This window comes from Actinoplanes xinjiangensis, assembly GCF_003148685.1.
In the GTDB taxonomy this organism is placed as follows: Bacteria; Actinomycetota; Actinomycetes; order Mycobacteriales; family Micromonosporaceae; genus Actinoplanes; species Actinoplanes xinjiangensis.
The window spans coordinates 140,525-164,168 of sequence record NZ_QGGR01000019.1 but is presented as its reverse complement, the minus strand read 5'-3'; the positions used below and the strand labels follow the sequence as shown (position 1 = coordinate 164,168).

Here is a 23,644-nt window from a genome sequence, read left to right as displayed (position 1 = left end):
GAGCCGCGGCCCGGTCTCGTGTCGCCGTCACGGCCCGATGTGGATGAAGGGTGTCCAGACACTCGGCCGGTCGAGGTTGCGCCGCCGTAGTCTCACCACGGCGTGATGCAGCGCCGTCGCCGACCGCTGCGGCTGGACCCTGCCGTCCTGGACGATCTGCTCGTAGACCGACTCGGTCACGTCGGCCGCGCCCCGGTCCCACACCGACCACAGGGTGGCGACCACGTGGTTGTAGCCGGTGTAGTGCAGTGCGGCCGCCAAGGTGATGGCCTCGTCCGGTAGGTCGACGCCGCCGGTGGCGGTCTTACACGCCGACAGGAACGCGAAGTCGCCGTGGTACTGGCGTGCGGTGATGTCGGTGATGCTGAGCAGTCCGTCGTACAGCAGCAGGCCGCCCTGCGACGGCATGGCCAGGTTCTGGTCGCCGTGGCAGCTGAAGTGCGCCCAGCGCCGGGCCGTCATCGTCTCCAGTACGGCGGCGACGGTCGCGTCCTCGCCGGACAGCAGTTCGAGCCGGTCGGGCAGCAGCCGCTGGAGCAGCTCCACCTCACGGGTCACGTTCGGCAGGGCCGGCTGCCCCGGGGTCTCGCTGAGTGCGACCACGGCCATCGAATCGCGTACCTCGCCGGCCGGTGCCGACGTCGACCGCGATCGTGCTTCCAGCAGGGCCCGCAGCGTCGGGGTGTAGGAGGACACCACCCGGTCGATCACCGATACCCCGGGCCTGTCGTGGTGGCCGGCGGCGTGCAGCGGCAGCAGTGTCAGCGCCCCGGTCGGGCACCACCACAGCCGTGGCGGATCCTGACCGTCGGGGGTCGGTTCGTCGAGTCCGAGCGCCGTGAGGACCGGCTCGGTGATCACGTCCCACATCCAGGCGAGCAGGCCGGTGAGGTGGGCCTCGGTGGCCGCGTTCACCCGGAGGTAGGCCTGGGTCGCGGCGAGCAGCTCGGCGCGGGACAGGCGCCCGGCCAGCTCCTCGTCGGCGGCGTCCACCATCGCCACGTGTGCCGACTGGTCGTCGTCCAGGGCGGTGAGATAGGCGTTGACCCGTTCGGTGACCGCGTCCAGCGTGAGTTCGCTCAGCTCGACGCTGGTGACCTCCGTGCCGGCCCGGACGATCAGCGCGTCGCAACGCCACCGGCTGACGTTGACGATCACCACGGGACCGCCGACGGCCGCGTCCCGCAACCGCTCGATGCGCGGTGGGCGCAGGAAGTCCTCGAAACCGTCCAGGGCGCGGACCTGCTCGACGAGTTCGTCCCATTCCCGCGCCAGTCTCATCCGGCGGTCGATCTGGCGGGACAGGTCGGGTTCGGTCACGACGATCCTCTCTCCGCAGGTGGCACGGGCATCAATGCATACCGCAGATACGAGAGGGTCCGCGAGCCGCCCGGGTCCGCTTCGCCGGAACGGAGGTGAGGAAGGACCGAACGGACTCCCCATCGCGGGCGACGCCCGCGTGCTGTCGCTCGGCTAGGGTGAGCACTGTGGAACACGATCGGTACCGCGAGCGTGTCGAGTCGGTCATGACGCTGCGGTTGAGCCAGGCCGAGTGGGACCGTGTCCACCGGGAGCTCACCGCCGCCGTGACGGCGCTCGCCGCCGGCGACGAGACCGCCTTGAAAGAGCCGATGACCCTGCTGCTGACCTACGACGGTCTGCGGACACGACGCCGGGTCAACCCCGACATGGGTACGGCGCGGCTGTCCCCGATGCCGGATGCCGTTCGTGCGGTCGCCAACGACCTGGTGCACCGCCTCACGCCGGAACAGCCGGTCGAGCAGTCCCCACCGCGGACCGCCGACACCCCCGATGACGATGCCGGCACCGCCGACCGTCACTGAGCCGGCGCTGCTGGCGCACGTGTTCTTCGCCGCCGACGGCCGGGGGCCCGCGAACGGTGGCGAGGCCGGCCTGGCCGCGTTGTGGAACGCGATGGCCGCGAGCGGCCTGGACCAGGAGATCCCCGGAGTTCCCGAGGACCTCGAGCCCGTGGCGACGGGCGGTTTCACCGAACGGCTGACGGTTCTCGGCGGCCGGCAGACGGCCGACGGCGACGGTCAGCTCATCGTGTATCAGGACCACGACGTCCTCGGCGCCGGTCTGCTGCTGGCACCCGACGGGGCCGGCACCACCTGGATCGACCTGCAACGCCGATGGGAGACCGTGCTCGATGGCGCGCCCGCGGTCACCGGCAGCCTCGGATCAGCGGTCGTCTACCTGGCTCAGATCAGCGGCGACGTACCCGCACACGTGTCGATCAAGCCGCTGCTGCCGCTGCTGCCCGCCGCGGACCGGACGAATCCCGCCAAAGTCATGTTCGAGCGCGGCATCAACCTGTGGGAGCTACCGCCGACCGCGGGCGGCGCGGTCGCCCACCACCGGCGCTTCGCCGCGGTCGCCCCACTGACCGAACGGGACACCCTCGACCGCTGGCTCTGGAGCGACGACCGCCCCGGCCTGGTGCCGTTCACCCGCTACCTGCTGCACGCCGCGAAACTGCGCTACCAGCAGCTCGTCCTGGTGCGGGACCTCCCCGCCGTCCGGGACGCTGTCGCCGACGCCAGGGCACAGTGCGACGCGCTGGCTGCCCACATGCAGCGGCCCCTGCCGCCCGACCGGCTACGCGCCGTCAGCGCCCGGCTGACCGCCGCCCAATCGCGGGAACGCGGCCTGGTCGACTCGCTGAGCCGCATCCGCTCGATGACCGGAACCGTGCGCACCGCCGACCGCAACATGCGGGCGGCGCTCGGCAGGCCCGCCATCGACGAGCCGGGCGGCCCGCTCGACAACGACCGGCACATCGCCGCCTGGCTCACCGACCAACTCGGCACCGAGGAGACCTACCTCCAGGCCACGAACGAACGCGTCAGCCAGGTCACCGGCCTCGCCGCCGCCGCGGTCGAGACGGCACAGCGCACCCGGCAGGAGTCGCTCACCCTCCTGCAGACCTCGCTGCTCGGCGGCCTGGTCACCGCGCTCGCCGCGATCCAGAGCCTGGAGTACGAACTGCCGATCCGGTCGTCGCTGCACGCCCCGCTCATCGCGGCACTCACCGCGATCGCCGTGTGGCTGCCCACCGCGATCCTGCACTGGCCGCCGGGATCACGGCCCGGCCGGTGGAGGCCGTTCGACGCCGCGTTGTACGGCTTCGTCGGCGCCGGGCTCGCCTGGCTGGCGACCGGGATCGGTGGCGTGCTCATCGCCGGCACCACGCCGCACTGGCACTGGACTCTGCCGATCACCGCGGCGGCCGGGCTGTGTACCGCCGCGGTGCCCTTGCTCAGCCGGTCACGACGGCGCGAGGTGACCGCGGCCGAACAGGATCGGTGATCCCGGGGCCGGTGCCGCTGTCCAGCAGCCGGCGTACGGTCAGCAGCCGCTCGGCCAGGACCGGGTGCGCGGCTTCGATCCGGGCCAGCGGAGTGCGTGCGCGGACCAGATGCGACCAGATCACCGTGCGGCCCTGCTCCAGCAGCTCCACCGCCAGTCCGGGGCGGCCGGCGTCGACGGCGTGTCCGGCCGCCTGTCCGACCAGCAACGGCCGGTCGCGTAGACGCTGCTCCTGAACGGCGCGGTCCAAGCCGTGCCAGGCGAGTTCCGGGAGCAACCCGATCACGGTGGTCAAGGCCTCCAGCCTCTCGTCGCTGCCGGCCATGTCCGCCCAGCCGATCGCCGCTCGCATGCGATGGTCGGCGGGCCCGGTGGACCGCAACGCCGCCTCGCGAAGCAGCACCACGGCATCCGCCCGGCGCCCGGCGTCGGCGAGGACGGCGCTCAATGCCAGCATCCGGTTGCACCGTTCGACATCGCCCGGCGCCGTGGCGGCCAGTGCCGCGCGGGCGTACTCCATCGCCTGCTCCGCCGATTCCCGGAGGCGCACGCTGGTGGCCAGGTTGGTCAGGTAGATCGCCCGTTCGGGCGAGTGCGGCGACTCGCTCTCGACGGCGTCGCGTAGCACGACGATTGCCCGGTCCAGGTCGGCTTCCGTGTTGTCCCGGTCATGGCGTTCGAGCAAGGCGATACCGAGGTTGTTCAGGTGGCGAGGCCGATTGGCGTCGCCGAGGGCGGTCAGTCGCACGGCTTCCGCCGCCACCGCGACCGCCTCGTCCAGAGCGGGGGCCGCGTCAGCACGGGTGAAGTGGCGCAGGAGCATCACGGCGAGGCCCGACAGGTAGCTCGCCCGCCGGGGGTCCCGTTCGCTGAGACCCGTGACGGCGGTGCGGCAGGCACTGATCGCATCGGTCAGATCTTCCGGCCGGCCGCGAAGCTCGAAACGCTGGAACAGCGCGACCGACAACACGTTGGCGGCGATCGGATGCTCCGGCGAGGCAGCCGGTACCCGGGACGACGCGGCCCGTACCACCTTGATCGCGGTGTCCAGGTCCGCCGGCGTACCCCGCCATGCGAAGGCCCGCAGCAGTCCATGCCCGTAATTGATCAGATGGGTGGGTAGCCGCGAACCGGCGGCGACCGGATCGGCGATCGACATCCGCTGAAGGTCGAGCCCTTCGTCGAGGTCGTCGGCCACGCCGAGCCGGGTGAAGCGGTCGATCAGCGTCCCGCCGACCCGGTCGGCGATCGCCGACCACGCCGGTCCGGTCCGGTCCGCGACACTCAAGGCCCGTCGGCCGGCCTCCACCGCGCCATGTAGATCCCCGGGGTCGTTGCTGTACCGGAAACGCCGGCTCAGGCACTCGGCCATGCAGGCCAGAAGAGCGGCATTGTCCGGGTGCCCGGCCGGCGCCACCTCGAGGGCCTGCTGGTAGAGGTCGATCGCACGGTCGAGGTCGGTGACCTCCGAGTCGATCTCGAACCGGATGCGTACGGCGTCGGCGAGGTCGCCACCGTAGCGGGCCAGGTCGTGATCGCCGGTCGCCGCCACGACGAGGGCCCGCTCCAGGACGGCGATCTGATCGTCGAGGTCGCGACGGTCGTAACGGGCGGCATGGCGGGCGCCGAGCAGCAGTGCCGCGTTCGCCAGCGCCCCCGGCCGCTGGGCCGTGGTGAGGTCCCGCGCGGCGGCGGCGCCCTCGTCGAGGTCCGCGAGGTCGCCGGTGCGCTCGAAGCGGATCCAGAGCGCGACACAGAAGTTGCTGAGCACGTCGAAGCGGATCGGTGCGTCTTCTGACGCACACTTCGCGAGCTGCCGGAGGCCGTCGATGGCCGTGTCGAGCAGGTCGGCGTCGAGACGATCGACCGACGCGGTCAAGGCCTGCGCGTGGGCCGCGTTGCGCTTACTCAGGAACGCGGTGAGCGCCTCCGGATCCGGTTCCACCAGCCAGCACAGCGGCCGCGGCACCGAACCCGCGGCAACCAGCGATTCCAGGGCAAGCCGCAGGTCGTCGGCACCGCGACCGTACGGCGACAACACGTACCGGAGGTAGTGGAAGAGGCCGAGGACTCGATGATCGGCACCGGCGAGCGGCCCTCCGGCCCGGACCTGCCGTGCCTCGGCCAGCGCTTGATCGTCCAGGATCGCGGCGCGATCCCGCCGTTGCTGGAAGGCCACGATGCGCTCACGCAGATCCATCCCAGAACGCTAACCAGTCACCGGGTGCAGGGCCTACCGTGGAATGCGGCTCCAGTTCGACACACCCGTGCCCGGGCAGGCGAACAGGGCGATCTCGACGCGGTTGGAGATACCGGCGTGGACCCAGCCGGGTGGGAGCACGAGTGCCTGTCCCGGTTCAGCTCGATCCATGTCGGAGCCGACGCGGAAGGCGTATGGCTACTGTGCGTTGATGAGCTCTGAGCATTCTGTACACCGAAGTCCAGCGTGGGCACGTCGGCTTTCAGCGAGAACATCCGGCTGAGCCGGTCACGGCGCAGCCGAACGGTGGAGGACCCGGTGAGCCCGGTTCTGCTATATGTCAGGGGAGCCCGTCTCGACCGTACGGAGCCGCGGATGTCCAAGGCCGACCGTCTGATCGCCGCCATCACCCGACGGATCCACGCGTACGAGGCCGGTGACCGCGGAGCGATTCTGGCTCCGGAGATGATGGCCGACGCATGGGAGCTGCTGCAGTGCAGCGCCACCGCGCCGGGCCGCTACCCGCCGCAGGTGCTGCTCGTGCTGGCGTGGTTCCGCTGGCATCGCGCGGCCCAGTCGCCGCCGGACGAGCGGGAGGTCGATCTCCAGGAGGCGATCACTCTGTTCGCCCTGCTACCGGATGACGACCCCCGCGCCTTCCCCGAACCCGTCCGCCGCTTTCTGCACGAACGGCGGAACCCCGCGCCCGGCGACGGAGCCGAGTGGCTCGATCGCGCGGTACGCACGGCCGACCCGGCCGTGCTGGAGCAGGCGATCAGCCGCCTCACCGCCGAGGTCGCCGAATTGCCGCAGGGACCGGCCCGGGCGATGCCGCTGGCCAACCTGGGTACGGCGCTGCGGCTGCGTTTCGACCGCACGGGTGACGCCCCCCACCTGGAGGCGGCGGTGCAGGCCGGGCGCGACGCCGTACGACTGATCCCGCACGACCACGCCGGACGGCCGTTCGCGCTCGCCATGCTCGGTGAGTCACTCGGGCTGAGGTTCAAGCACCTCGGCCGCCGTCCGGATATCGACGAGGCGATCGAGTTCGCGCGGGACGCGGTGGCGGCGGCCGGCGCGGGCCGGGACCGAGACATGTCGATGAACGTGCTCGCCAAGCAGTTGCGGGCCCGGTCCGAACGCGACGGCCTGGATGCCGATCTGGACGAGGCCCTGGCTCTCCTACGGACCATGGCGGAGTCCGTGACGGCGGACCCGCACCACCAGGCCGTCGCGCTGTCCAACCTCGGCGGTGTCCTCTACTCGCGTTACGGATTACGCGGCGATCGCGCCGATCTGGACGAGGCCATCGCCGTGGGCCGCCGGACGGTCGAGATCATCACCGACGACGAGCCGCAGCGTGCGCGCCACCTGTCCAACCTGGCCAACGGGCTGAGCCGCCGCTTCGAGGCGTTCGGCGAACCTGCCGACATCGACGAGGCCATCGTCCTGTCCCGGGAGGCCGTCGCGGCCACCGATCCGGCACAGCCCGACCGGGCGACGCGGCTGTCCGACCTGGCGGCCATGCTGAGTGTCCGGTTCGACCATCGCAAGAGCCGTGCGGACCTCGACGAATCGATCGCCCTCAGTCGTGCGGCTCTGCACACGGGTGGGCTCGAACGCCCGGACCGGGGTCGGCAGCTCATGCACCTGAGCATCGCCCTGAGTAAGCGCTATCACTTCGGAGATTCCCGCGGTGATCTGGACGAGGCCATCGGGATCGGCCGGGAGGCGGCGCAGACCCTGTCGCTCGACGGCCCCCAGTTGTCGCATCTCCGCGCGAACCTCGGCACGTCGCTCATCAGCCGGTTCACTGCCACCGGGAACAGTGCCGACATCGACGAGGCGATCGCCGTCGCCCGCGCCGCCGTCGACGGCACCCCGGCCGGCCATCCGAGCCGGGCGACCTGGATGTCCAGCCTGGCACGCCTCTGGCAGCACCGATTCGATCGTTACGGGGAGGCCGCGGACCTGGAAGCCGCCGTCGAGGCGGCCCGCGCGGCGGTCGCCGGTACCGCCGCCGACGCCCCGTGGCGGCCGATCTACCTGTCGGCCCTCGCTGGTGTGCTGTCGGCGCGGTTCGAGCTGGCCGGCGACGCCGGCGACCTGGATGAAGCCGAGCGTGCGGCCCGGGAGTCGATCGCCGGGCCGCGGGTCAATCCGAAGCCCCAGGCGGGAGTGTTGCTCGGCTCCGCCGCCGTGGTGCTCGGCATCCGGTTCCGGCACGACGGCGACCCCGTCTGTCTCGATGAGGCGATCATGCTGGGCCGGCGTGCGGTGCGTGCCGGGGACCCCGCGGACGCCGGGCGCGTCGAGCATCTGAACAACCTGGGCATTCTCCTGAAGCAACGGTGGACGGCCCTGCAGCGCGACACCGATCGGGACGAGGCGCTCGACAGTTGGCGCGAAGCGGCCGGGCTCGGGTCCGCGCGAAGCGACATCCGGCTCGTGGCGGCACTCAGCCGGGCCCACCTCACGGCGGCCACCTCGGGTCCCGCAGACGCCGCCGGGGCCTACGCCGACGCCGTCGCCCTTCTTCCGCTCGCCGCCTGGCGCGGGATGGCCCGCGGTGACCGGGAGTACGCGCTGGGGTCGCAACGGAGTCTGCGGGCCGCCGACGCCGCGGCCTGTAGCACCGCGGCGGGCCACCTCGGGCCCGCGGTCGAACTGGTGGACCAGGCGCGCAACATCGGGTGGGGACAGCTGCTCGACATCCGGACCGATCTCAGCGCGTTCCAGCACGCCGCACCGGAACTGGCGGCCCGGCTCGACGCCTGTCGCATCGCCCTCGACGAACCGGCCGCCGCGATGACACCCGTTCCGGACGGCGCCACGATGGGAACGGCCGGGCTCGACGGTGCCGGCTGACCAGTGGCGCCCCGCGGCTGCGAGCCGGTCAGCCGCCCTTCGGCACGGGTTTGGCGCTGCGGAGGCGTTCGTCGGAGACCGGTGCGCCGGGGCTCACCCGGTGCTGTGCCGGGTCGGCCGGGGACGGTGCACCGCCGGGGTCCGGGCTGGTCCCCGGCCGGACGGCGAGGACGACGGCGACCGTGAGGGCGGCGACGACCGCGGCGGCGGCCAGCCAACTGAGGCGACTCATCGACGAAAACCCTCCGGAGTAGGGGCGGGACACACTCGAGTGTGCCCCGCCGCGGGGTGCGTCAGGTGGTGTAGGAGGCGACCAGGTTGTAGAGGTTCTGCACATCGGTGTCGAAATACGGGCTGTAACTCGTCTCCGGGGGCCCGTTGCTGACCACCCCGTTGACATACCCGAGAAGGCTCGAATTGTCGTAGTCGTAGAGGAACGGGCCCCCGCTGGCGCCGGCCGTCAGCAGGCAGTCGAAGCCGACCTGGTCGCTGAACCAGCGCGGGTAGATGTTGCCCTGGCAGTAGTACTGCCATTCACCGTCGAACGGGTCCTCGGCGGGGTACCCGATGACGGTCACGTAGACGTCATCGGCGAGGTTGAAGGCGAGACCGTTGCCGCCGACCCGGTCGACGAGGCGGGTGCCCGCGGTGCGCCACACGTTGACGAACGCGACGTCCCAGTCGTGGTCACCGTCGTCGAACCAGCCGTTGAACGTGGTGAGCTGAGCGGCGTACCAGGTGTCGTACGGCCGGGAGCCGTGGTCGTAGTAGGGCACGAAGACCCAGTTGTCCATCCAGTTGTCGTTGTCCGGGTCGTAGACGCAGTGCCCGGCGGTGGAGACGACGTTCTTGGAGGCGCTGTTGACGGCGGATCCCGAGCAGACGTAGTCGCTGCCGTCGCCGGGGTTGTGGTAGAAGACCTTGCCGACGGTCGGGGACGCGTTGATGGCCGCGGCACTGGCGTCCGGCCGGGCGTTGCGCCCGGCGTTCACGCCCGGCTTCTTGCTGGGCTGGGCCGGAGCGACGGTGCTCACGGGGCCGGTCGGGACGGGTGCCGGCTTCTCGGACTTGACGGGTACGTCGGGCGCGTCGACCGGAATGGCGCGGGCCATCCGTTCGGCGGTCCAGTAGGCGCCGACCGTCTTCTGGATGGTCGCGGCGTCGGTGCCGCTGGTTCCGGCGGCCCGTGCCACCGAGGACGCCCGGCTCGCGGGGTCGGTTCCGGCCAGGGCGGGTGCCGGCGCGGTGAGGACGGTGACGGCGGTCAGTGCCGCGGTGATCCCGGCGAACAATGTTCTGGTTCGCACACGTTCTCCTTCGGACAGGGCACACGAAGGAGAGCGGTCCTCCCCCATGTGGGGTGAGGTCACGCCTCACCCAGGACTCAGCCGCCCGACCATATCGATCGAAGAAGATCGATATGGTGCGGTCGGAATCTTTTGCGTCATACGGAAAGAGGGGGCGGCACCCGGCCGGATCTTCGGGTGATCGATCGCCTACCGCCTGTAGCGCGTGACCTATTTAATAGGATGAATGGAACGCTTGCGCAGGCAGCTCAGGTCGCGTGCCGCCCGGAGCCGCGGACCCGAGTGGAGGGAGGCGCCGCCGGACTACCGGCAGCGCGGCACCGCGATCGCCGGGATCCTCTCCGTCCTGTTCGTCGGGATCGGTCTGATCCTGACCAACGACTTCAACCGCGATCAGCTGGCCCAGCAGCAGAAGGCCTCGCAGGAGCAGCAGGATCTCGCGCTCAAGGGCCAGCGGGCCGACCGATTCGTACGGGCGGTGGACCAGCTCGGCCAGGAGGGCGAGGACAAACTCGGTGTCCGGCTCGGCGGGATCTACGCCCTCGAGGCGCTGATGAGGGAGTTCCAGGCCGACGAGAACATGGTGATCGAGGTGCTGTGTGCGTTCGTACGCTCGCACGCACCCTGGAACGAGGAACCGTCCATCACGCCGGCGACTCCTGACGTACGTGCCGCGATGACCGTCCTGGGCCGGCGGCCGGATCCGGACGCGCACATCGCTCTCGACTTCACCAACACCACACTGGGGTTGAAGCGCTTCAACCTTCCCGGCGCCAGCTTCCGCGGGGTGGATCTGTCGGTCGCGACCTTCTCCGACGGGGTGCTGCCCCGTGCCGACCTGCGTGCCACCGATTTCACGAACACGTACTTCATCCGGGCTGATCTCCACGGCGCCAATCTGGAGGGAGCCGTGCTGGACGGCACGAGGATGCGCGGGACGAACCTGTCGGGCGCGAACCTGCGGGACGTGGACTTCCTCGGCGCCGACTTCACCGGTGCGGATCTCACCGGCGCCGATCTCACCGGTCCCCGGGCGAGGAACCTGACCACCGCTCAGCTCGCCTGCGCCAGGGTGGACGCCGCCACCCGGCTGCCCGCCGGCGTGGCCCCACCGGCACCGGACGCCTGGCAGCGCAAGGAGTGCGCCGTGGTCGTCGACTGAGCGGGGTCTACGGCGGCGGCGGACGGCTCGATCCCGGGCCGGCGGCGAGCGGCAGGCGAACGGTGAACGTGGCGCCCCGGCCCGGGTGGCCGTCCGCGACGATCGTGCCGCCGTGGCCGGTCACCACCTCCCGCAGCAGCGCCAGGCCCAGCCCGAAGCCGCGCGCACCGCCCGGCCCGCGGTGGAACCGGTCGAAGATGCGCTCGGCGTCGGCCGGGTCGAAGCCGTCGCCGGTGTCCGCGACCACCAGTTCCGCCGTTCCCGGGGAGGTTCGTACGGTGACCGCGATTCGGCCGCCCGGGGTGTGGAGGAGCGCGTTGGCCAGTAGTTCGCTGACCACCCGGCGCAGCGCCGACTCGACCCCGACGATCGGCACCGGCCGTGGCGGCGTCGTCAGGGTGACCGAGGTCGTGCCGTTGAGTGCCCGTTCGGTCTCCTCGGCGGTGAGCCGGGCCAGGTCGACCGGCGCGTCCGGCCGGGGACCGTCCGGGTCGGCGGCGAGGCGTGCGGAGAGCAGCAGTTCGTCCACGATCTCACCGAGCCGCCGGGTGGTGTCGACGAGCCGGTCGAGGTCGCGGTGGTCCGCGCCGTGGTGTGCGGCGCGGCGGGCCAGCACCTGGGCGCGGGTGTGCACCTGGGCGATCGGGGTGCGCAGCTCGTGGCTGGCATCGGCGACGAACCGGCGTTGCCGGGTGAGTGCCTCGGCCAGCGGGGCGACCGCCCGGTGGCCGACCAGCATCGCCGCCAGCATCGCGGCGAGCAGGCCGGCCGCCGCGGCGAGCAGGAACGCGGTCAGCAGGTGCCGCCGGTCGGCGATCTGGAAGCGGGAGTCGAACACGGCCTGGACGATCACGTCGCCCCGGGTCTGGGTGCGGGTCCAGTAGGTGGTGCCGTCCCGGTCGACCTGCCGGTTCTGGGTGATCCCGGTGGCGGCCACCGTGTCGACGTCGTCGTGCAGCGGCAGGTCCGTGGGGGCGGCGCGGTCGCCTTGGGTCAGTCGGCCGTCCGGGGCGTAGAAGAAGATCCAGCTGCAGGCGGGTGGGCCGGCGATGATCCCGTTCCGGATGCCGTAGTCCAGCTCCCGGCCGATCTGTTGTTCCTGGCTGTGGCGCATCACCTCGTACGCGATCGCGCCGGCCATCGCCAGCAGCACCCCGATCGCGAGCCCGACCAGCAGCCCGATCTGCCAGCGGGCGCGGCGGACGGCCTGGAGTTCGACATTGCGGATCACAGTGCGCCCAGCCGGTAGCCGAGTCCGTGCACGGTCTGCACCACCTTGCGGCCGAGTTTGCGGCGCAGGTAGTAGACGTAGGTGTCCACGATCGACGCGGCGGCCGCCTCGTCGAAGACCCGGCTGCGCAGCAGTGCCCGCGGATGCACCGCGCTCGGGCGGGCGGCGAGGGCGCGGAGCAACTCGAATTCGCGGGCCGAGAGCGACACCCGGGTCCCGTCGGGCAGGACGGCGTCGCGGACGCCCAGATCGAGCATCCCGTCGCCGATGCGCAGCACGTCGGTGGCGTCGGACGTGCGGCGGCACAGCGCCCGGATCCGCGCGCTCAGCTCGTCCAGGTCGAACGGTTTGACCAGGTAGTCGTCGGCGCCCGCGTCCAGCCCGGCGATCCGGTCGTCGACCGTGCCGAGCGCGGTCAGCATCAGCGCGCGGGCGGCGACGGCCCGCGCGCGCAACCGGGTGATCAGGTCGAGGCCGTCGAGTGCCGGTAACCGCCGATCGATCACCAGCACGTCGTAGGGCCTGGTCAGGCTCAGGTGCAGTCCGCGTTGGCCATCCGGGGCCTGGTCGACGTGATAGCCCTCGTCGACCAGCGCCCCGGCGACCAGTTCACGGAGATCGGCGTCGTCCTCGATGACCAGTAGCCGGCGCATGACATCGAAGATCTCATATGTCTTGGCGGCACTGGTGAAGGAGTTTGATTTCTCAATCAAATTCTTAAGATACGACGAAACCCTCTTACGGTACGGCCAGCGCCGGCTCCTCGGCCGGTGCCGTCACCCGCTTCTCGCGCCGTTCCAGCCAGGTCAGCACCGGTGTCGTCATGATGGTCGTGACCAGTGCGACCAGCACCAGCACGGTGAACAGCGACGCGTTCACGATCCCCGCCTCCAGGCCCACGTTCAGCGCGATCAGCTGCATCAGCCCGCGCGCGTTCATCAGCGCACCGACCTTCAGCGCGACACCGTTCGGCTCGCCGCGCAACCGGGCGGCGGCCCAGCACGCCCCGAACTTGCCGACGATCGCCAGCGTCACGCAGGCCGCCGCGAACAACAGCACCCGCGGCTCGCCGAGCAGCCCGAACTCGGTCCGCAACCCGGAGAACGTGAAGAACAGCGGCAGGAACACCGCCGACGCGACCGGGTTGGTCACCGAGATCACGCGGTCGGTCCGCTCGTGCTGCGGCATCACCACTCCCAGCGCGAACGCCCCGAACACCGCGTACAGGCCGATCTCGTCGGTGTAGAAGGCGACCAGGAACAGCAGCGCCACCACGCCGAGCATCCGTCCCCGGTCGTCGAGCCGGTCACTTCTGATCAGCAGTCCGGTCACCCGGGGCCCGCCGAACCAGAGCGCCAGCCCGAACAGGACCGCGCCGCCGGCGGTGACGAACGCCGGCCCGGCCTCACCGGAGGCGAACGCCAGCACCACGGCCAGCATGATCCAGGCGACCAGGTCGTCGATCGCGCCGCTGGCCAGGGCGAGCGAGCCGTGCCGGGTGCCGGCGTGCCCGCGTTCGGTGATGATCCGGGCCAGCATCGGGAACGCGGTGATGGCCAGGGCCACGCCGACGAACGCCGCCGACACCCCGAGCGACACGCCGTCCGGGCGCAGCGGTACCGCGTCCGAGGTGACGACCACCAGCAGCACGCCGAGCAGCAGCGGCGCGGTGACCCCGGCGAGCGAGACCGCACCCGCGGTGCCGGCCAGCCGGGTGACCCGGTGCGACTTGAACGCGTACCCGGCCTGGAACATGAAGAACACCAGGCCGACCTGCCCGACCACGTACAGCACCGGCAGCAGCGGCGCCGGGAACAGCGCGGCCTGGACCTGCGGGAAGAACAGGCCGAGCAGCGATGGGCCGAGCAGCACCCCGGCCAGCATCTCGCTGACCACGGGTGGCTGCCCGGCCTTGCCGAGAATCCAGGACACCACTCGGCAGAAGAGCAGGATCACGGCGACCGCGATGAAGAACCGCGGCGCCAGCTCGGTCGGGGTCACGGGCGGGCCTCCTCGAAATAGGTGGCGCAGAGCTTCTGGCGGCGGGCGTCGAGCACCATCCAGGTGCCGAGCACCAGCTGTTTCACCGAGCGGCCGGCGTCGGCGACGGCATCGGCACGGCGCAACGCGAACAGACGGCCGGGCGTCGGCCCCGGCGCTCCGATCGGGGTCAGGTAGGCGGGCCCCCGGCTGGGCAGGGAACGGGTGTGCCGGACCGAGGACGCCGGCGTGAACCGGCGCAGCACCTCCCGGGTCGCGGCGCGCAGCATCACCGGCGCGGCGCCACGTGCCGGGCACGCACGGTTCGCCGTCACGCCGTACGGAATGAAATGGGCCTCCCGGGGTTTGAGGGTCCGCCAGCGCTCCGGGTCGAACGTGTCGTCGGCGGCCGGCCCGGTGCGCTGGAACGCCAGGTAGTTGAAGAGCAGCACGGATCCGGCGGGCAGCGTGACGTCGTCGACGACGATCGGCGCCGAGGTGATCCGATGGGCGATGCCGAACAGCGGATGCACCCGCAGCGTCTCGTCGATGAGCCGGTCGAGGGAGTCGTCGGACAGATCCGTCCGGTAGTCCGCGGCGCAGAGCAGGATGTGCGCCATCGCCTCGGACATCTGCACCACCGCGGTGTTGAAGAACGCGCCCTGGAGATACCAGGCCGTCTCCTGGTCGGTGAACGGCGACGGCAGCACGACCGGGCAGGTCCCCGCCCTGATCCGGTCGAGCAGGTACCGCGTCAGCCGGTCGCGGCGGCGCATGTGCCGCAGGCTCAGCCCCTTCAGCGCGGTGACCACGTCGTCGGCGTTGGCGACGATGAGTCTTCGCACCTCGGGCGGGCACCTCTCCGCGAAGACCAGTTCGTGGAAGACCTCGGCCCAGACCGGCATCATCAGGTCCCGCAGCCGGGTGAACGACGTCCGGTCCCGGGGGAGCGGATCCAGGATCCGCCGCGTCGCCGCGGTCGCCAACGCATCCGAACGTGCGTGCGGGACCGCCAGAACCCGCCGCGTGGTCCGTGCGACCGTCTGATATCGATCACCGGGCTCCAGATGTTCCTGGTGCATCTGCGGTCCGGGTGCCAGCCAGTACCAGAACAGGTCGGACAGACCCGCGCCGCGGCTGCGGCCGTCCGCGGCCGGATCGCTGTAGACCCGCTCGAAATGCTGCGCGCCGACCAGCGGCCCGGGCACCGGGATCCCCTCCGTCCCGTTGACCCGCTGGAAGATCCACTCGCGCAGTCGGACCACCGCGTTCATCCGGCCACCGCCACCAGGTCCGGGGTCAGCTCGGCCGGTCGCTTCGCTCCGGCCAGCGCCATCACGTGGTCCAGGTCCGCCGTCAGTGTCCGCAGATGATCCCGTACGCCGTCCGCGCCACCACGGGCGAGAGCGTCGAGCACCGGCCGTCCGACAAGAACCGCCGCCGCGCCGCGGGCGAGCGCGATGAGCACGTCCGTACCCCGCCGGATCCCGCCGTCGACCAGCACCGGGATCCGCCCGCCGACCGCCTCGACGACCGCCGGCAACGCGTCGATCGTGGCGATCGCCCCGTCCAGCTGCCGCCCGCCGTGGTTGGAGACGATCACCCCGTCCACGCCGTGCCCGACCGCGAGCCGGGCGTCCTGCGGATGCAGGATCCCCTTGACGAGGACCGGCAGCCCGGTGATCCCGCGCAGCCACCCGATCCGGTCCCAGCCCAGCGCCGGGTCCATCTCGATGTTCCGCACCCGCCCGGTGTCGTCCCGCATGTTCTCGCAGGCCAGCCCGTCCGGCAGGTCGGTGAAGCCGTTGCGCAGATCCCGTTCGCGGCGGCCGAACACCGGCGAGTCCACGGTGACCACCAGCGCCCGGCAGCCGGCCGCCTCGGCCCGCTTCACCAGCGCCGCGGTGAACGCCAGATCCGGCTGCGGGTAGAGCTGGAACCACAACGGGCCACCGGCCCCGGCGATCCGCTCGACCGGCTGGGTCGCCGCCATGCTCACCACCATGGCGGTTCCGGCGGCGGCCGCCCCCCGCGCGGTGGCCACCTCACCGCCCGGATGGGCCAGCAGATGGAACGCGGTCGGCGCGACCAGGACCGGGGTGGCCAGATCCGTGCCGAACAGGGTGGTCCGCAGGTCGCGGTCGCCGGTGGCGCGCAGCACCCGGGGAACGATCCGCAGCCGGTCGTACGCCGCGAGATTGCCCCGCAGCGTCCGCTCCTCACCGGCCCCACCGGCGAAGAAATCGTCGTACACCGGGTTCATGTCAGGACCCGGCGAGCCGGCGGGCCACGAACGCGGCCAGGGGTGCGACGTGCACCTCCGGCCGGTCCCACCGGTTCTCCAGGTTCTCGGCCAGGTGGTGGGTGGCCGCCAGCACGCCGTCACGGTAGTGCCGGACGATCGGATGCAGGTACGCGGCGTCGTGCGCCTGGCCGGGCGTGTCCTGCGCGATCCGGGCCACGCTGATGTCGAACGGATCGACCTTGTCGTGATCCGGGCCGTACTCCAGGGTGACCACGAACGCGTCCCGGTAGTCGTGGTCGGCGGTGGCCGGCCCGTGCCGCAGGAACCAGTCCACCGGCACTTCGTCGTGATAGCGGGCGCCCGATCCGCCGACCGTCACCACGTCGGCGAGGAACCCGAACTGCTGCCAGAGCGCCGACGTCCGGTTCACCCGGGCGATGACGGCGTCGGTGATCGCCTCCGCGGTGCCGTCCAGCTTCTCGGCCGGCCAGGGCGTGCCCTCGTACGTACGCTCCAGGATCTTGTGCAGCGCGCGCACCGCGTACCGGAAGCCGTGGATGAATCCGCTTGTGGACTTCTTGAAGTCCCGGACCTGGCTGATCGTGCCGGCGAAGAACAGGCCGGGCACGTTCACCGACTCCCACGCCTCGGTCTGTGCCGGGAAACGGTCGTCGATGGCCAGCTCGGGCCGGCACGACTCGTCGAACACGGACGCGTCGAAACGGAATCCGGTGCACGCCAGAACCCGGTCGTAGTGCAGCTCCTTGACGACCTCGTTCACCCGGGAGAAGCTGAACGTCACCTTGAATCCGTCGCCGTCGCGCTCGATGCCCCGCACCGTGCCGTCGAGGATCGCGTTCGCCGATTTCAGCTGATAGGTGTCGAGGAAGTTGTTGTTGACCGCGCGCAGGTGGCCGACGAAATGCGTGCGCCAGGCCAGCCGCACCGAGCGGGGACCGGCCACGTGGATCACCGTGGTCGTCTCCATCAGGTTGTCCGCGGTCTCGAACGCGGAATTGCCCTTCCCGATGATGAGCACCCGCTGATCAAGATAGTCCTGCGGGTCGACCGACATCGTGTCGTACCCCTCGGCCAGCTCCAACCCCGGAATGTCGGGCCGATAGGTCTGCGAGACCCCCGTCGCCACGACGACTCTCTTCGCGGTGTACGACGTGTCGCCGGCGACGACGGTGAACAGATCCCCGTCCCTGCTCACCCGCGTGACCCGCGAGTGGTAACGGACCTGGAGTTTCATCCGCTCGGCGAAGTCGCCCAGATAGCGCACCATCGTGTCGGCGTTCGGGAAGTAGCGTCCGGTGTAGCGCGTGAACAGCAGGTCCCGATCGTCGCTGAGCAGCGAGTTCCAATCCAGTCGCAGGTTCAGCTCCGGATCGTCGGTGCCGGTGTGCGGCTTGTTGATGGAGATCAGCGTCCGGTGGCGCGGATACCGCTCGAAGAAGGCGCCGGGTTTGTCCGCGGCCTCCAGCAGCAGGTAGTCACGCTTGCCGTCGGCCTCCAGCAGAGCCGCCAGCTGAAGCCCGGCCGGCCCGGCCCCGATGATCACGTAGTCAAGCGCCATGCCGCCGACCGTACGAATCAGAAATCAGAGATTTTTCAGCCGGGAGATGCCGGCCTCCCCGCCAGGCGATGGTGGCGGCGTCGCGTTCGCCGCCAGCGGGGTGAGGACGCGCTGGCGGAGCAGGCCGTGTTTGGCGCGGCCGTACATGGGGACGTTTTAGTGCTTCGATCCGGTTGACCTGCCTTCGGCGGCGCCGGAGCTGTAGGCCGGACCGTCACAACGATGATCGATGTGCGCGGACACGGCTCCGCGGGTCTCTGCGCGCATCGAGTTTCTCAATTACCCCCTGACAATACCGTTTTCGCGTCGAATTGGCATGTTCGATGGCTTTCCTTTCGCGTCCCCCCGCTGCGCGCCCGGCTTTCCCGGAGAGGGAGTTCGTCAAAACGGACGCCGAGTTCAGGCCTGCAGTCACGGCGTTGAAGGAATCATATTTCAGCCAGGCTCAACCACCTGATCGTGCACAACATCGCGGATCTCCTGCGCAGCCGGCGAGCAGCCTGTTACTCATCTTCCTGACGGCCTTTACGGGCTGACGGCGACTGGCCACGATGGCTTCGTGGGGCGTCGAATTCGGGCGACAGCGGGGTTGCCGCTGCCATCTAAATTGCACGTGACCGCCGTTTTCGAGGCGAACGTAAAGTGTCCGACAATATTGCAATCTCCATGCGTCGAAGGTAGAGAGAGGATCCTCATGTTCAGGTTGAGGCGGATGATGGCCGCAGCCGTCGGAGCGGCACTGATGCTGCCGCTGATCCCATCGGCGGCGCAGGCGCAGGACCGGTTGACGGACCCCTTCGTCACCCTCAAGGTCCTGACCTTAAAAGGCAGCGGTTGCCCGTCCGGTTCGAGCGTCGTCACCGACGTGCCGGACGAGACTGCGTTCTCCGTGAGTTTCAGCCAGTTCAAGGTGACCGGCGGCAGCTACAAGAATTGCAATCTCCAGATCAAGGTCGGCATACCTGCGGGCTGGACGTATTCGGTGTACGAGGTCGTCAATCGCGGCTACGGTGTTCTTGACAAGGGCGCGTCGGGCCGAATTCTGATGACATCGTGGTTCACCGGTTTCCGGTGGACCCTGCGCGCGGACCAAACCTTCAACGGCCCGTACGACGACTTCTGGCAGACGGACAGCACCGCAAGTGCACAGATATTCGCCCCCTGCGGCGCGTCGACGAATTTGATTCTCAACAACACGCTGCGGGTCGCCGGACCCGCGACGAGCTCGATGGAGCTGTTCGCTCAAGACGCCCGCGTGTCGACCACCTTTTTCCTGAAATGGAAGCAGTGCTAATTCCGGCACCACTACTGAGAAAAGGAGTTCCCATGTTCGGTACGAAGAAAGCGGCGGCAATCCTCGCGGGCGCACTGATCGGCCCGCTTCTCCCGACAGCGGCCCAGGCGGCGCCGGCGCCGACGATCACCCTCAAAGTCATGGGTGCCTTCGGCAGCGGCTGCCCCAAGGACACCACCGACGCGCAGCCCAACGAGGACGGCACCGCGTTCAGCCTGACCTACAGCGCGTTCCGGGTGTACGGCAACGACTACAAGAACTGCAAGATGACGATCCGGGTGGCCGCACCCCAGGGCTGGACCTACGCGGTCACCTCGGTGATCAACCGGGTGACGCCCGACCTGCAGGACAAGTCGTCAGCCAAGCTGCAGATGAACGCATGGTTCACCGGCAGCCCGTGGACCGCGTCGGCCGACAACTCGATCAGCGGCCCGAACACCAGCCTCTGGACCACGATGAGCTCCGCCGACACGTTGATCTACGCGCCGTGCAGCCAGTCGTTCAACCTGAACATCAACAACACGCTGCGGGTCAACGGCAACGCCTCGAGCTCCGCCGAGCTGCTCGACACCGATACGCAGGCGTCAACGATTTTCAACCTGTCCTGGAAGCAGTGCTGACATCCGAACGCCCACCGGCCGACGACAGGGCTCCCTGTGGCCGGCCGGTGACTTTCCGTGTTGTGGATAGTGAGCCGTCAGGCAAGCGCCAAGAACAACCAAGGGGTCCCCATGTATGGCCTGAACGCAATCGTGGCGACGCTCGTCGGCACGTCCCTGTTCGTGTCCCCGTCCACCTCGACAGATCCCCCACCGCCGCAGAAACAACCGAAGCTCACCGTGGCGATCCTGGGTGCCTTCGGCAGCGGCTGCCCCCACGACACCACCGACGCACAGCCCAACGAGGACGGCACCGCGTTCAGCCTGGCCTACAGCGCCTTCCGGGTGTCCGGCAACGACTACAAAAACTGTAGCCTCACCTTGAGAGTGAAGACCCCGGCCGGATGGACCTACCAGGTTCCCTCGGTGTCCAATCAGGCCACCGTCACCCTCAACACGGGCGCAACCGCGACCCTTTCCACCGCCATGTGGTTCACCGGCTCCGAAAGGACCGTAAGCGTCAGCAGGAAAGCGACGGGCCCGCGAACCGGCGGCTGGAAGACCAGCGCCGTACCACGCCCGGCGGTGTGGGCCCCGTGCGGCACGTCGACGAACCTGAAAATCGCCCAAACCATGCGTGTCGCTGGAAACCCCGCGAGCACCGCCAGCCTGACAGCGACGACCTTGGGCGTCCCCAAGTTGCGGCGATGCTGACCCGAAAACCAGGTTGACGCCGGAACCGGCATGTCGTCCCGGCGGGCCCGCAGCACTGACACCGGTTCATCCGGGCCCGGCCAGCGATTCGGCGATCTCGGCGGCCAGGCGGACCTCTGCTTCCAGCGGGCGGTCCGGGTCGATCGGCGCGATCGCGTCGGCCAGCGCGTCCAGAATCCGTGCGCAGGCGGGGGCGGTAGGTGTGCGTGCTCCGACGTGCGTGGCCTGGCGCAGCCCGAGCGCCAGCGAGCCGGTGATCAGGCTGAGCAGGCGGGACTGATCGAGAGCGCGCAGTGCGGACTGCGTACCCAAGGGGATTATGTCTTGGTTGTGGAGGTTCGTCGGCAGGGACTGGATGCTCGCCGGCATCGCGTCGCGGCGGATCTCGGCGATCAGGGCGGTCGAGGCCAGCTGGACGCCCTGGAGGCCGTGCTGCCGGCCGGGACCGGCGGCGAGCATCGGTGGGAGGCCGCCGTTGCGGACCGGGTCGACGAGCAGGTCCAATTGGCGTTCGGCCAGGTTGCCGAGCTGCGCGAGGACCATGGTGAGGACGTCCGCGGCGAAGGCGGCGGGCTGGCCGAAGAAGTTTCCCCCGTGGACGACCTGGTCGGTGCCCGGGAAGAACAGCGGGTTGTCGCTGACACCGGCCAGGTCGGCCGTGACGACGCCGTCGACGTAGCGCAGCGCGTCCTCGGCCGCGCCGAGCAGCTGGGGTGTGCACCGGATCGAGTACGGCTCCTGCAACGGCCGCGTTCCGGACGGCGTCACTCCGTCGAGGGCCGCGCGCATCCGGGCCGCCACCGTGATCGCGCCCGCGTGCCCGTACGCGTCGAGCAGCCCCGCGTCGAGGAACTGCGGGTCGCAGCCGAGCAGGTCGGCGAGCACGCACGTGAGCAGCTGGATCACCCGGTGCGAGGCGCGGATCCGCATCAGCGCGAGCGCGGTCGCGGCGGTGGTCAGCGACGTGCCGTTGACCAGGGCCAGCGCGTCCCGGCCGTCGAGCGGCAGCGGCTCCAGGCCGGCCAGGTGGAGGGCCTGCCCGGCGGTGAGCCTCTCGCCGTGCAGGTAGGCGTGTCCGCGCCCTCGCAGAGCCTGCGCCGCGGCGCCGAGCGGGATGAGATCGCCGCTCGCGCCGACCGAGCCCAGGCGCGGCATCGCCGGCGCGAAGGTCGTGCCCAGCGCGGCCGCGAGGGCGTCGACGACGTGCGGCGACACACCCGAGGCGCCCCGGGCCAGCGAGTGCGCGCGGACCAGCATGGTGGCGCGGGCCAGGTCCGGGTCGAGGTCGGGGCCCTGACCGGCTCCCAGGTGGGCGAGGGTGTTGTCGGCCTGGTCGCGCTGGTCGGCGCGGCCCGCGTAGCCGACGAGTGCCCCGAAACCGGTGGTGGCGCCGTAGACCGCCCGGTCGTCGCCGAGCACCTTGGCCAGGAAGACACGCCCGGCCGTCACCCGCTCGCGGACCGCCGGCCCGACCAGCACGGTGATCGGCTCGCGGGCGGCGTGCAGGTCCGCGATGCGCAGCGGGGCCGCCAGATCCACCTCGATCGTCATGGCCGCCGACGCTAGTGAGGACTTCTCAGAACCCTCTGAAATCGGATCAGTACGTTCCGGCTCATGACGCACGACTATCTCGTCATCGGGGCCGGGCCCGCCGGCTTGCAGCTCGCCTCCCTGATGGAACGCGACGGCCACGACTACGTCGTCCTGGAGGCCGGCGACGCGCCGGGCACGTTCTTCACCCGCTATCCGCGACATCGGACGCTGATCTCCATCAACAAGGTGTTCACCGGCTCCGACGACCCGGAGTTCAATCTGCGCTCGGACTGGAACTCGCTGCTCACCGACGACCCGGCTCTGCTGTTCAAGAACTACAGCCGCAGATACTTCCCGGGCGCCGACGACCTGGTGCGCTATCTGGCCGATTTCGCCCAGGGATTGAACATCGCCTTCGGTACGCGCGTGGACCGCGTGTCCCATGCGGACGGGGTGTTCACCGTCGTGGCCGGTGATCGATCGTGGCAGGCCCGCCGCGTCGTCGTCGCCACCGGCGTCTCGAAGCTCTACGTGCCGCCGATCGAGGGCGCCGAACTGTGCGAACGCTACGACACGGTCAGCGTCGACCCGGCCCACTTCGAGAACCAGCGGGTCCTGATCGTCGGCAAGGGGAACTCCGCCTTCGAGACCGCGGACGCCCTGATCGAAACGGCCTCGACCATTCACGTGGCCGGGCCGCATTCGATCCGGCTGGCCTGGCAGACCCACTACGTCGGGCACCTGCGGGCGGTCAACAACAACTTCCTCGACACGTACCAGCTGAAGTCGCAGAACGCGGTGCTGGACGGCACCGTGGAGCAGATCACCCGGCGCGACGACGGCGGCTTCCGGATCGTCTTCCGGTACGCCCGGACCAGCGAACGCCTGCGCGAGATCGACTACGACCGGATCATCCTGGCCACCGGCTTCCAGTTCGACGCGTCCCTCTTCGACGAGTCGGCCCGGCCCGAACTGGTGATCGACGACCGGTTCCCGGCGCAGACCCCGGCATTCGAGTCGGTCAACGTCCCCGGTCTCTATTTCGCCGGCACGCTGTCACAGCAGCGTGATTTCAAGAAGTCCACCAACGGCTTCATCCACGGTTTCCGGTACGCCGTCCGCGCCCTGTACCGGATTCTGCGCAGCCGCCACCACGACATCCCGTGGCCGTCCACGCCGGTCGACGCCACCCCGGAGGCGATCACCGACGCGATCATCGCCCGGATCAACGTCACGTCCGCGCTGTGGCAGCAGTTCGCCGTGCTGGCCGACGTGGTCACCGTGGCCGACGGGCGGGCCGCCTACCACGAGGAGATCCCGGTCGCCTACCTGCGGCCCGAGCCGTTGGCGTTCGTGGTCACCCTCGAATACGGGCCCGGCCACGACCTGGTCGACCCGTTCGACATCACCGTCCCGCGGATCGCCGAGAACGACGCCGCCACCGCCCACCGGGCCAGTTATCTGCACCCGGTGGTGCGGGCGCGCCGCGACGGCGAGGTGGTGGCCGAGCACCATCTGGCCGAGAACCTGGAGAACCACTGGAACATCCCCTCCGTGCATCAGGAGCCGCTGGCCCGGTTCATCAAGGGCATCCTCTGA

The 23,644-nt window shown here is 70.2% G+C and carries 19 protein-coding genes; 8 read left to right on the top strand and 11 right to left on the bottom strand.

Going from position 1 to position 23,644, the window contains the following annotated elements; all coding sequences use genetic code 11:
• Positions 1–27 precede the first annotated feature (27 nt).
• Positions 28–1,320, bottom strand: coding sequence for a CHAT domain-containing protein (locus tag BC793_RS33720; protein WP_109599926.1), 1,293 nt, complete (start codon positions 1,318–1,320; stop codon positions 28–30).
• A gap of 167 nt (positions 1,321–1,487) precedes the next feature.
• On the opposite strand from BC793_RS33720, the gene BC793_RS33715 reads away from it, so the two are divergent.
• Both BC793_RS33715 and BC793_RS33710 read left to right on the top strand, forming a co-directional pair.
• The gene (locus tag BC793_RS33715; protein ID WP_109599924.1) at positions 1,488–1,844 is read left to right on the top strand and encodes a CATRA system-associated protein; all 357 of its coding nucleotides are present in this window, start codon (positions 1,488–1,490) and stop codon (positions 1,842–1,844) included.
• Entirely contained in the window at positions 1,813–3,333 is a 1,521-nt protein-coding gene (locus BC793_RS33710; RefSeq protein WP_146246555.1) for a CATRA conflict system CASPASE/TPR repeat-associated protein, read from the top strand. The genes BC793_RS33715 and BC793_RS33710 overlap by 32 nt, the downstream gene beginning before the upstream one ends.
• On the opposite strand, the gene BC793_RS33705 is transcribed toward BC793_RS33710, so the two are convergent.
• Positions 3,284–5,533: a hypothetical protein gene (locus BC793_RS33705; protein ID WP_109599921.1), complete on the bottom strand. Its 2,250-nt coding sequence runs from the start codon at positions 5,531–5,533 to the stop codon at positions 3,284–3,286. The two genes, BC793_RS33710 and BC793_RS33705, sit on opposite strands and share 50 nt — an antisense overlap.
• Before the next feature lie 375 nt (positions 5,534–5,908).
• Here BC793_RS33705 and BC793_RS33700 point away from each other — a divergent pair, with 375 nt between their 5' ends.
• Positions 5,909–8,401, top strand: a complete 2,493-nt coding sequence (locus BC793_RS33700; RefSeq protein WP_146246554.1) for a tetratricopeptide repeat protein — start codon at positions 5,909–5,911, stop codon at positions 8,399–8,401.
• A gap of 28 nt (positions 8,402–8,429) precedes the next feature.
• On the opposite strand, the gene BC793_RS33695 is transcribed toward BC793_RS33700, so the two are convergent.
• Positions 8,430–8,633 carry a hypothetical protein gene (locus BC793_RS33695; protein WP_109599917.1) on the bottom strand — a complete coding sequence of 68 codons (204 nt, stop codon included), beginning with the start codon at positions 8,631–8,633 and terminating at the stop codon, positions 8,430–8,432.
• Between the two features lie 61 nt (positions 8,634–8,694).
• On the bottom strand, positions 8,695–9,708 hold the full coding sequence (locus tag BC793_RS33690) for a trypsin-like serine peptidase (protein WP_158319435.1): 1,014 nt from the start codon (positions 9,706–9,708) through the stop codon (positions 8,695–8,697).
• Between the two features lie 226 nt (positions 9,709–9,934).
• On the opposite strand from BC793_RS33690, the gene BC793_RS52450 reads away from it, so the two are divergent.
• Positions 9,935–10,870, top strand: coding sequence for a pentapeptide repeat-containing protein (locus BC793_RS52450; protein ID WP_275416267.1), 936 nt, complete (start codon positions 9,935–9,937; stop codon positions 10,868–10,870).
• A gap of 7 nt (positions 10,871–10,877) precedes the next feature.
• On the opposite strand, the gene BC793_RS33680 is transcribed toward BC793_RS52450, so the two are convergent.
• From BC793_RS33680 to BC793_RS33655, 6 genes are read right to left on the bottom strand one after another with little or no spacing between them, the layout of a single operon-like run.
• Complete coding sequence (locus tag BC793_RS33680; protein ID WP_109599913.1) at positions 10,878–12,101, bottom strand: sensor histidine kinase; 1,224 nt, start codon at positions 12,099–12,101, stop codon at positions 10,878–10,880.
• Complete coding sequence (locus tag BC793_RS33675) at positions 12,098–12,814, bottom strand: response regulator transcription factor (RefSeq protein WP_239170419.1); 717 nt, start codon at positions 12,812–12,814, stop codon at positions 12,098–12,100. The genes BC793_RS33680 and BC793_RS33675 overlap by 4 nt, the downstream gene beginning before the upstream one ends.
• A 25-nt stretch (positions 12,815–12,839) precedes the next feature.
• A complete protein-coding gene (locus BC793_RS33670) occupies positions 12,840–14,102 on the bottom strand; it encodes a cation:proton antiporter (RefSeq protein WP_109599909.1) in 1,263 nt (420 codons plus the stop codon).
• Entirely contained in the window at positions 14,099–15,355 is a 1,257-nt protein-coding gene (locus tag BC793_RS33665; RefSeq protein WP_109599907.1) for a cytochrome P450, read from the bottom strand. The genes BC793_RS33670 and BC793_RS33665 overlap by 4 nt, the downstream gene beginning before the upstream one ends.
• Positions 15,352–16,344, bottom strand: coding sequence for an alpha-hydroxy acid oxidase (locus BC793_RS33660; protein ID WP_109599905.1), 993 nt, complete (start codon positions 16,342–16,344; stop codon positions 15,352–15,354). The genes BC793_RS33665 and BC793_RS33660 overlap by 4 nt, the downstream gene beginning before the upstream one ends.
• 1 nt (position 16,345) lies before the next feature.
• Positions 16,346–17,905: an NAD(P)-binding domain-containing protein gene (locus BC793_RS33655; protein ID WP_109599903.1), complete on the bottom strand. Its 1,560-nt coding sequence runs from the start codon at positions 17,903–17,905 to the stop codon at positions 16,346–16,348.
• Between the two features lie 712 nt (positions 17,906–18,617).
• On the opposite strand from BC793_RS33655, the gene BC793_RS33650 reads away from it, so the two are divergent.
• The 3 genes from BC793_RS33650 (at position 18,618) to BC793_RS33640 (ending at position 20,512) form a co-directional block, all read left to right on the top strand.
• Positions 18,618–19,199 carry a DUF4360 domain-containing protein gene (locus BC793_RS33650; protein ID WP_158319434.1) on the top strand — a complete coding sequence of 194 codons (582 nt, stop codon included), beginning with the start codon at positions 18,618–18,620 and terminating at the stop codon, positions 19,197–19,199.
• 32 nt (positions 19,200–19,231) lie between these two features.
• Positions 19,232–19,819, top strand: a complete 588-nt coding sequence (locus BC793_RS33645) for a DUF4360 domain-containing protein (RefSeq protein ID WP_158319433.1) — start codon at positions 19,232–19,234, stop codon at positions 19,817–19,819.
• Positions 19,820–19,930: 111 nt separating this feature from the next.
• Positions 19,931–20,512, top strand: coding sequence for a DUF4360 domain-containing protein (locus BC793_RS33640; RefSeq protein WP_109599897.1), 582 nt, complete (start codon positions 19,931–19,933; stop codon positions 20,510–20,512).
• 66 nt (positions 20,513–20,578) lie between these two features.
• Here the strand turns inward: BC793_RS33640 and BC793_RS33635 are convergent, their stop codons facing one another.
• Entirely contained in the window at positions 20,579–22,063 is a 1,485-nt protein-coding gene (locus tag BC793_RS33635; RefSeq protein ID WP_109599895.1) for an aromatic amino acid ammonia-lyase, read from the bottom strand.
• Positions 22,064–22,126: 63 nt separating this feature from the next.
• Between BC793_RS33635 and BC793_RS33630 the strand changes: the two genes are divergently transcribed.
• Entirely contained in the window at positions 22,127–23,644 is a 1,518-nt protein-coding gene (locus tag BC793_RS33630) for an NAD(P)-binding domain-containing protein (protein WP_109599893.1), read from the top strand.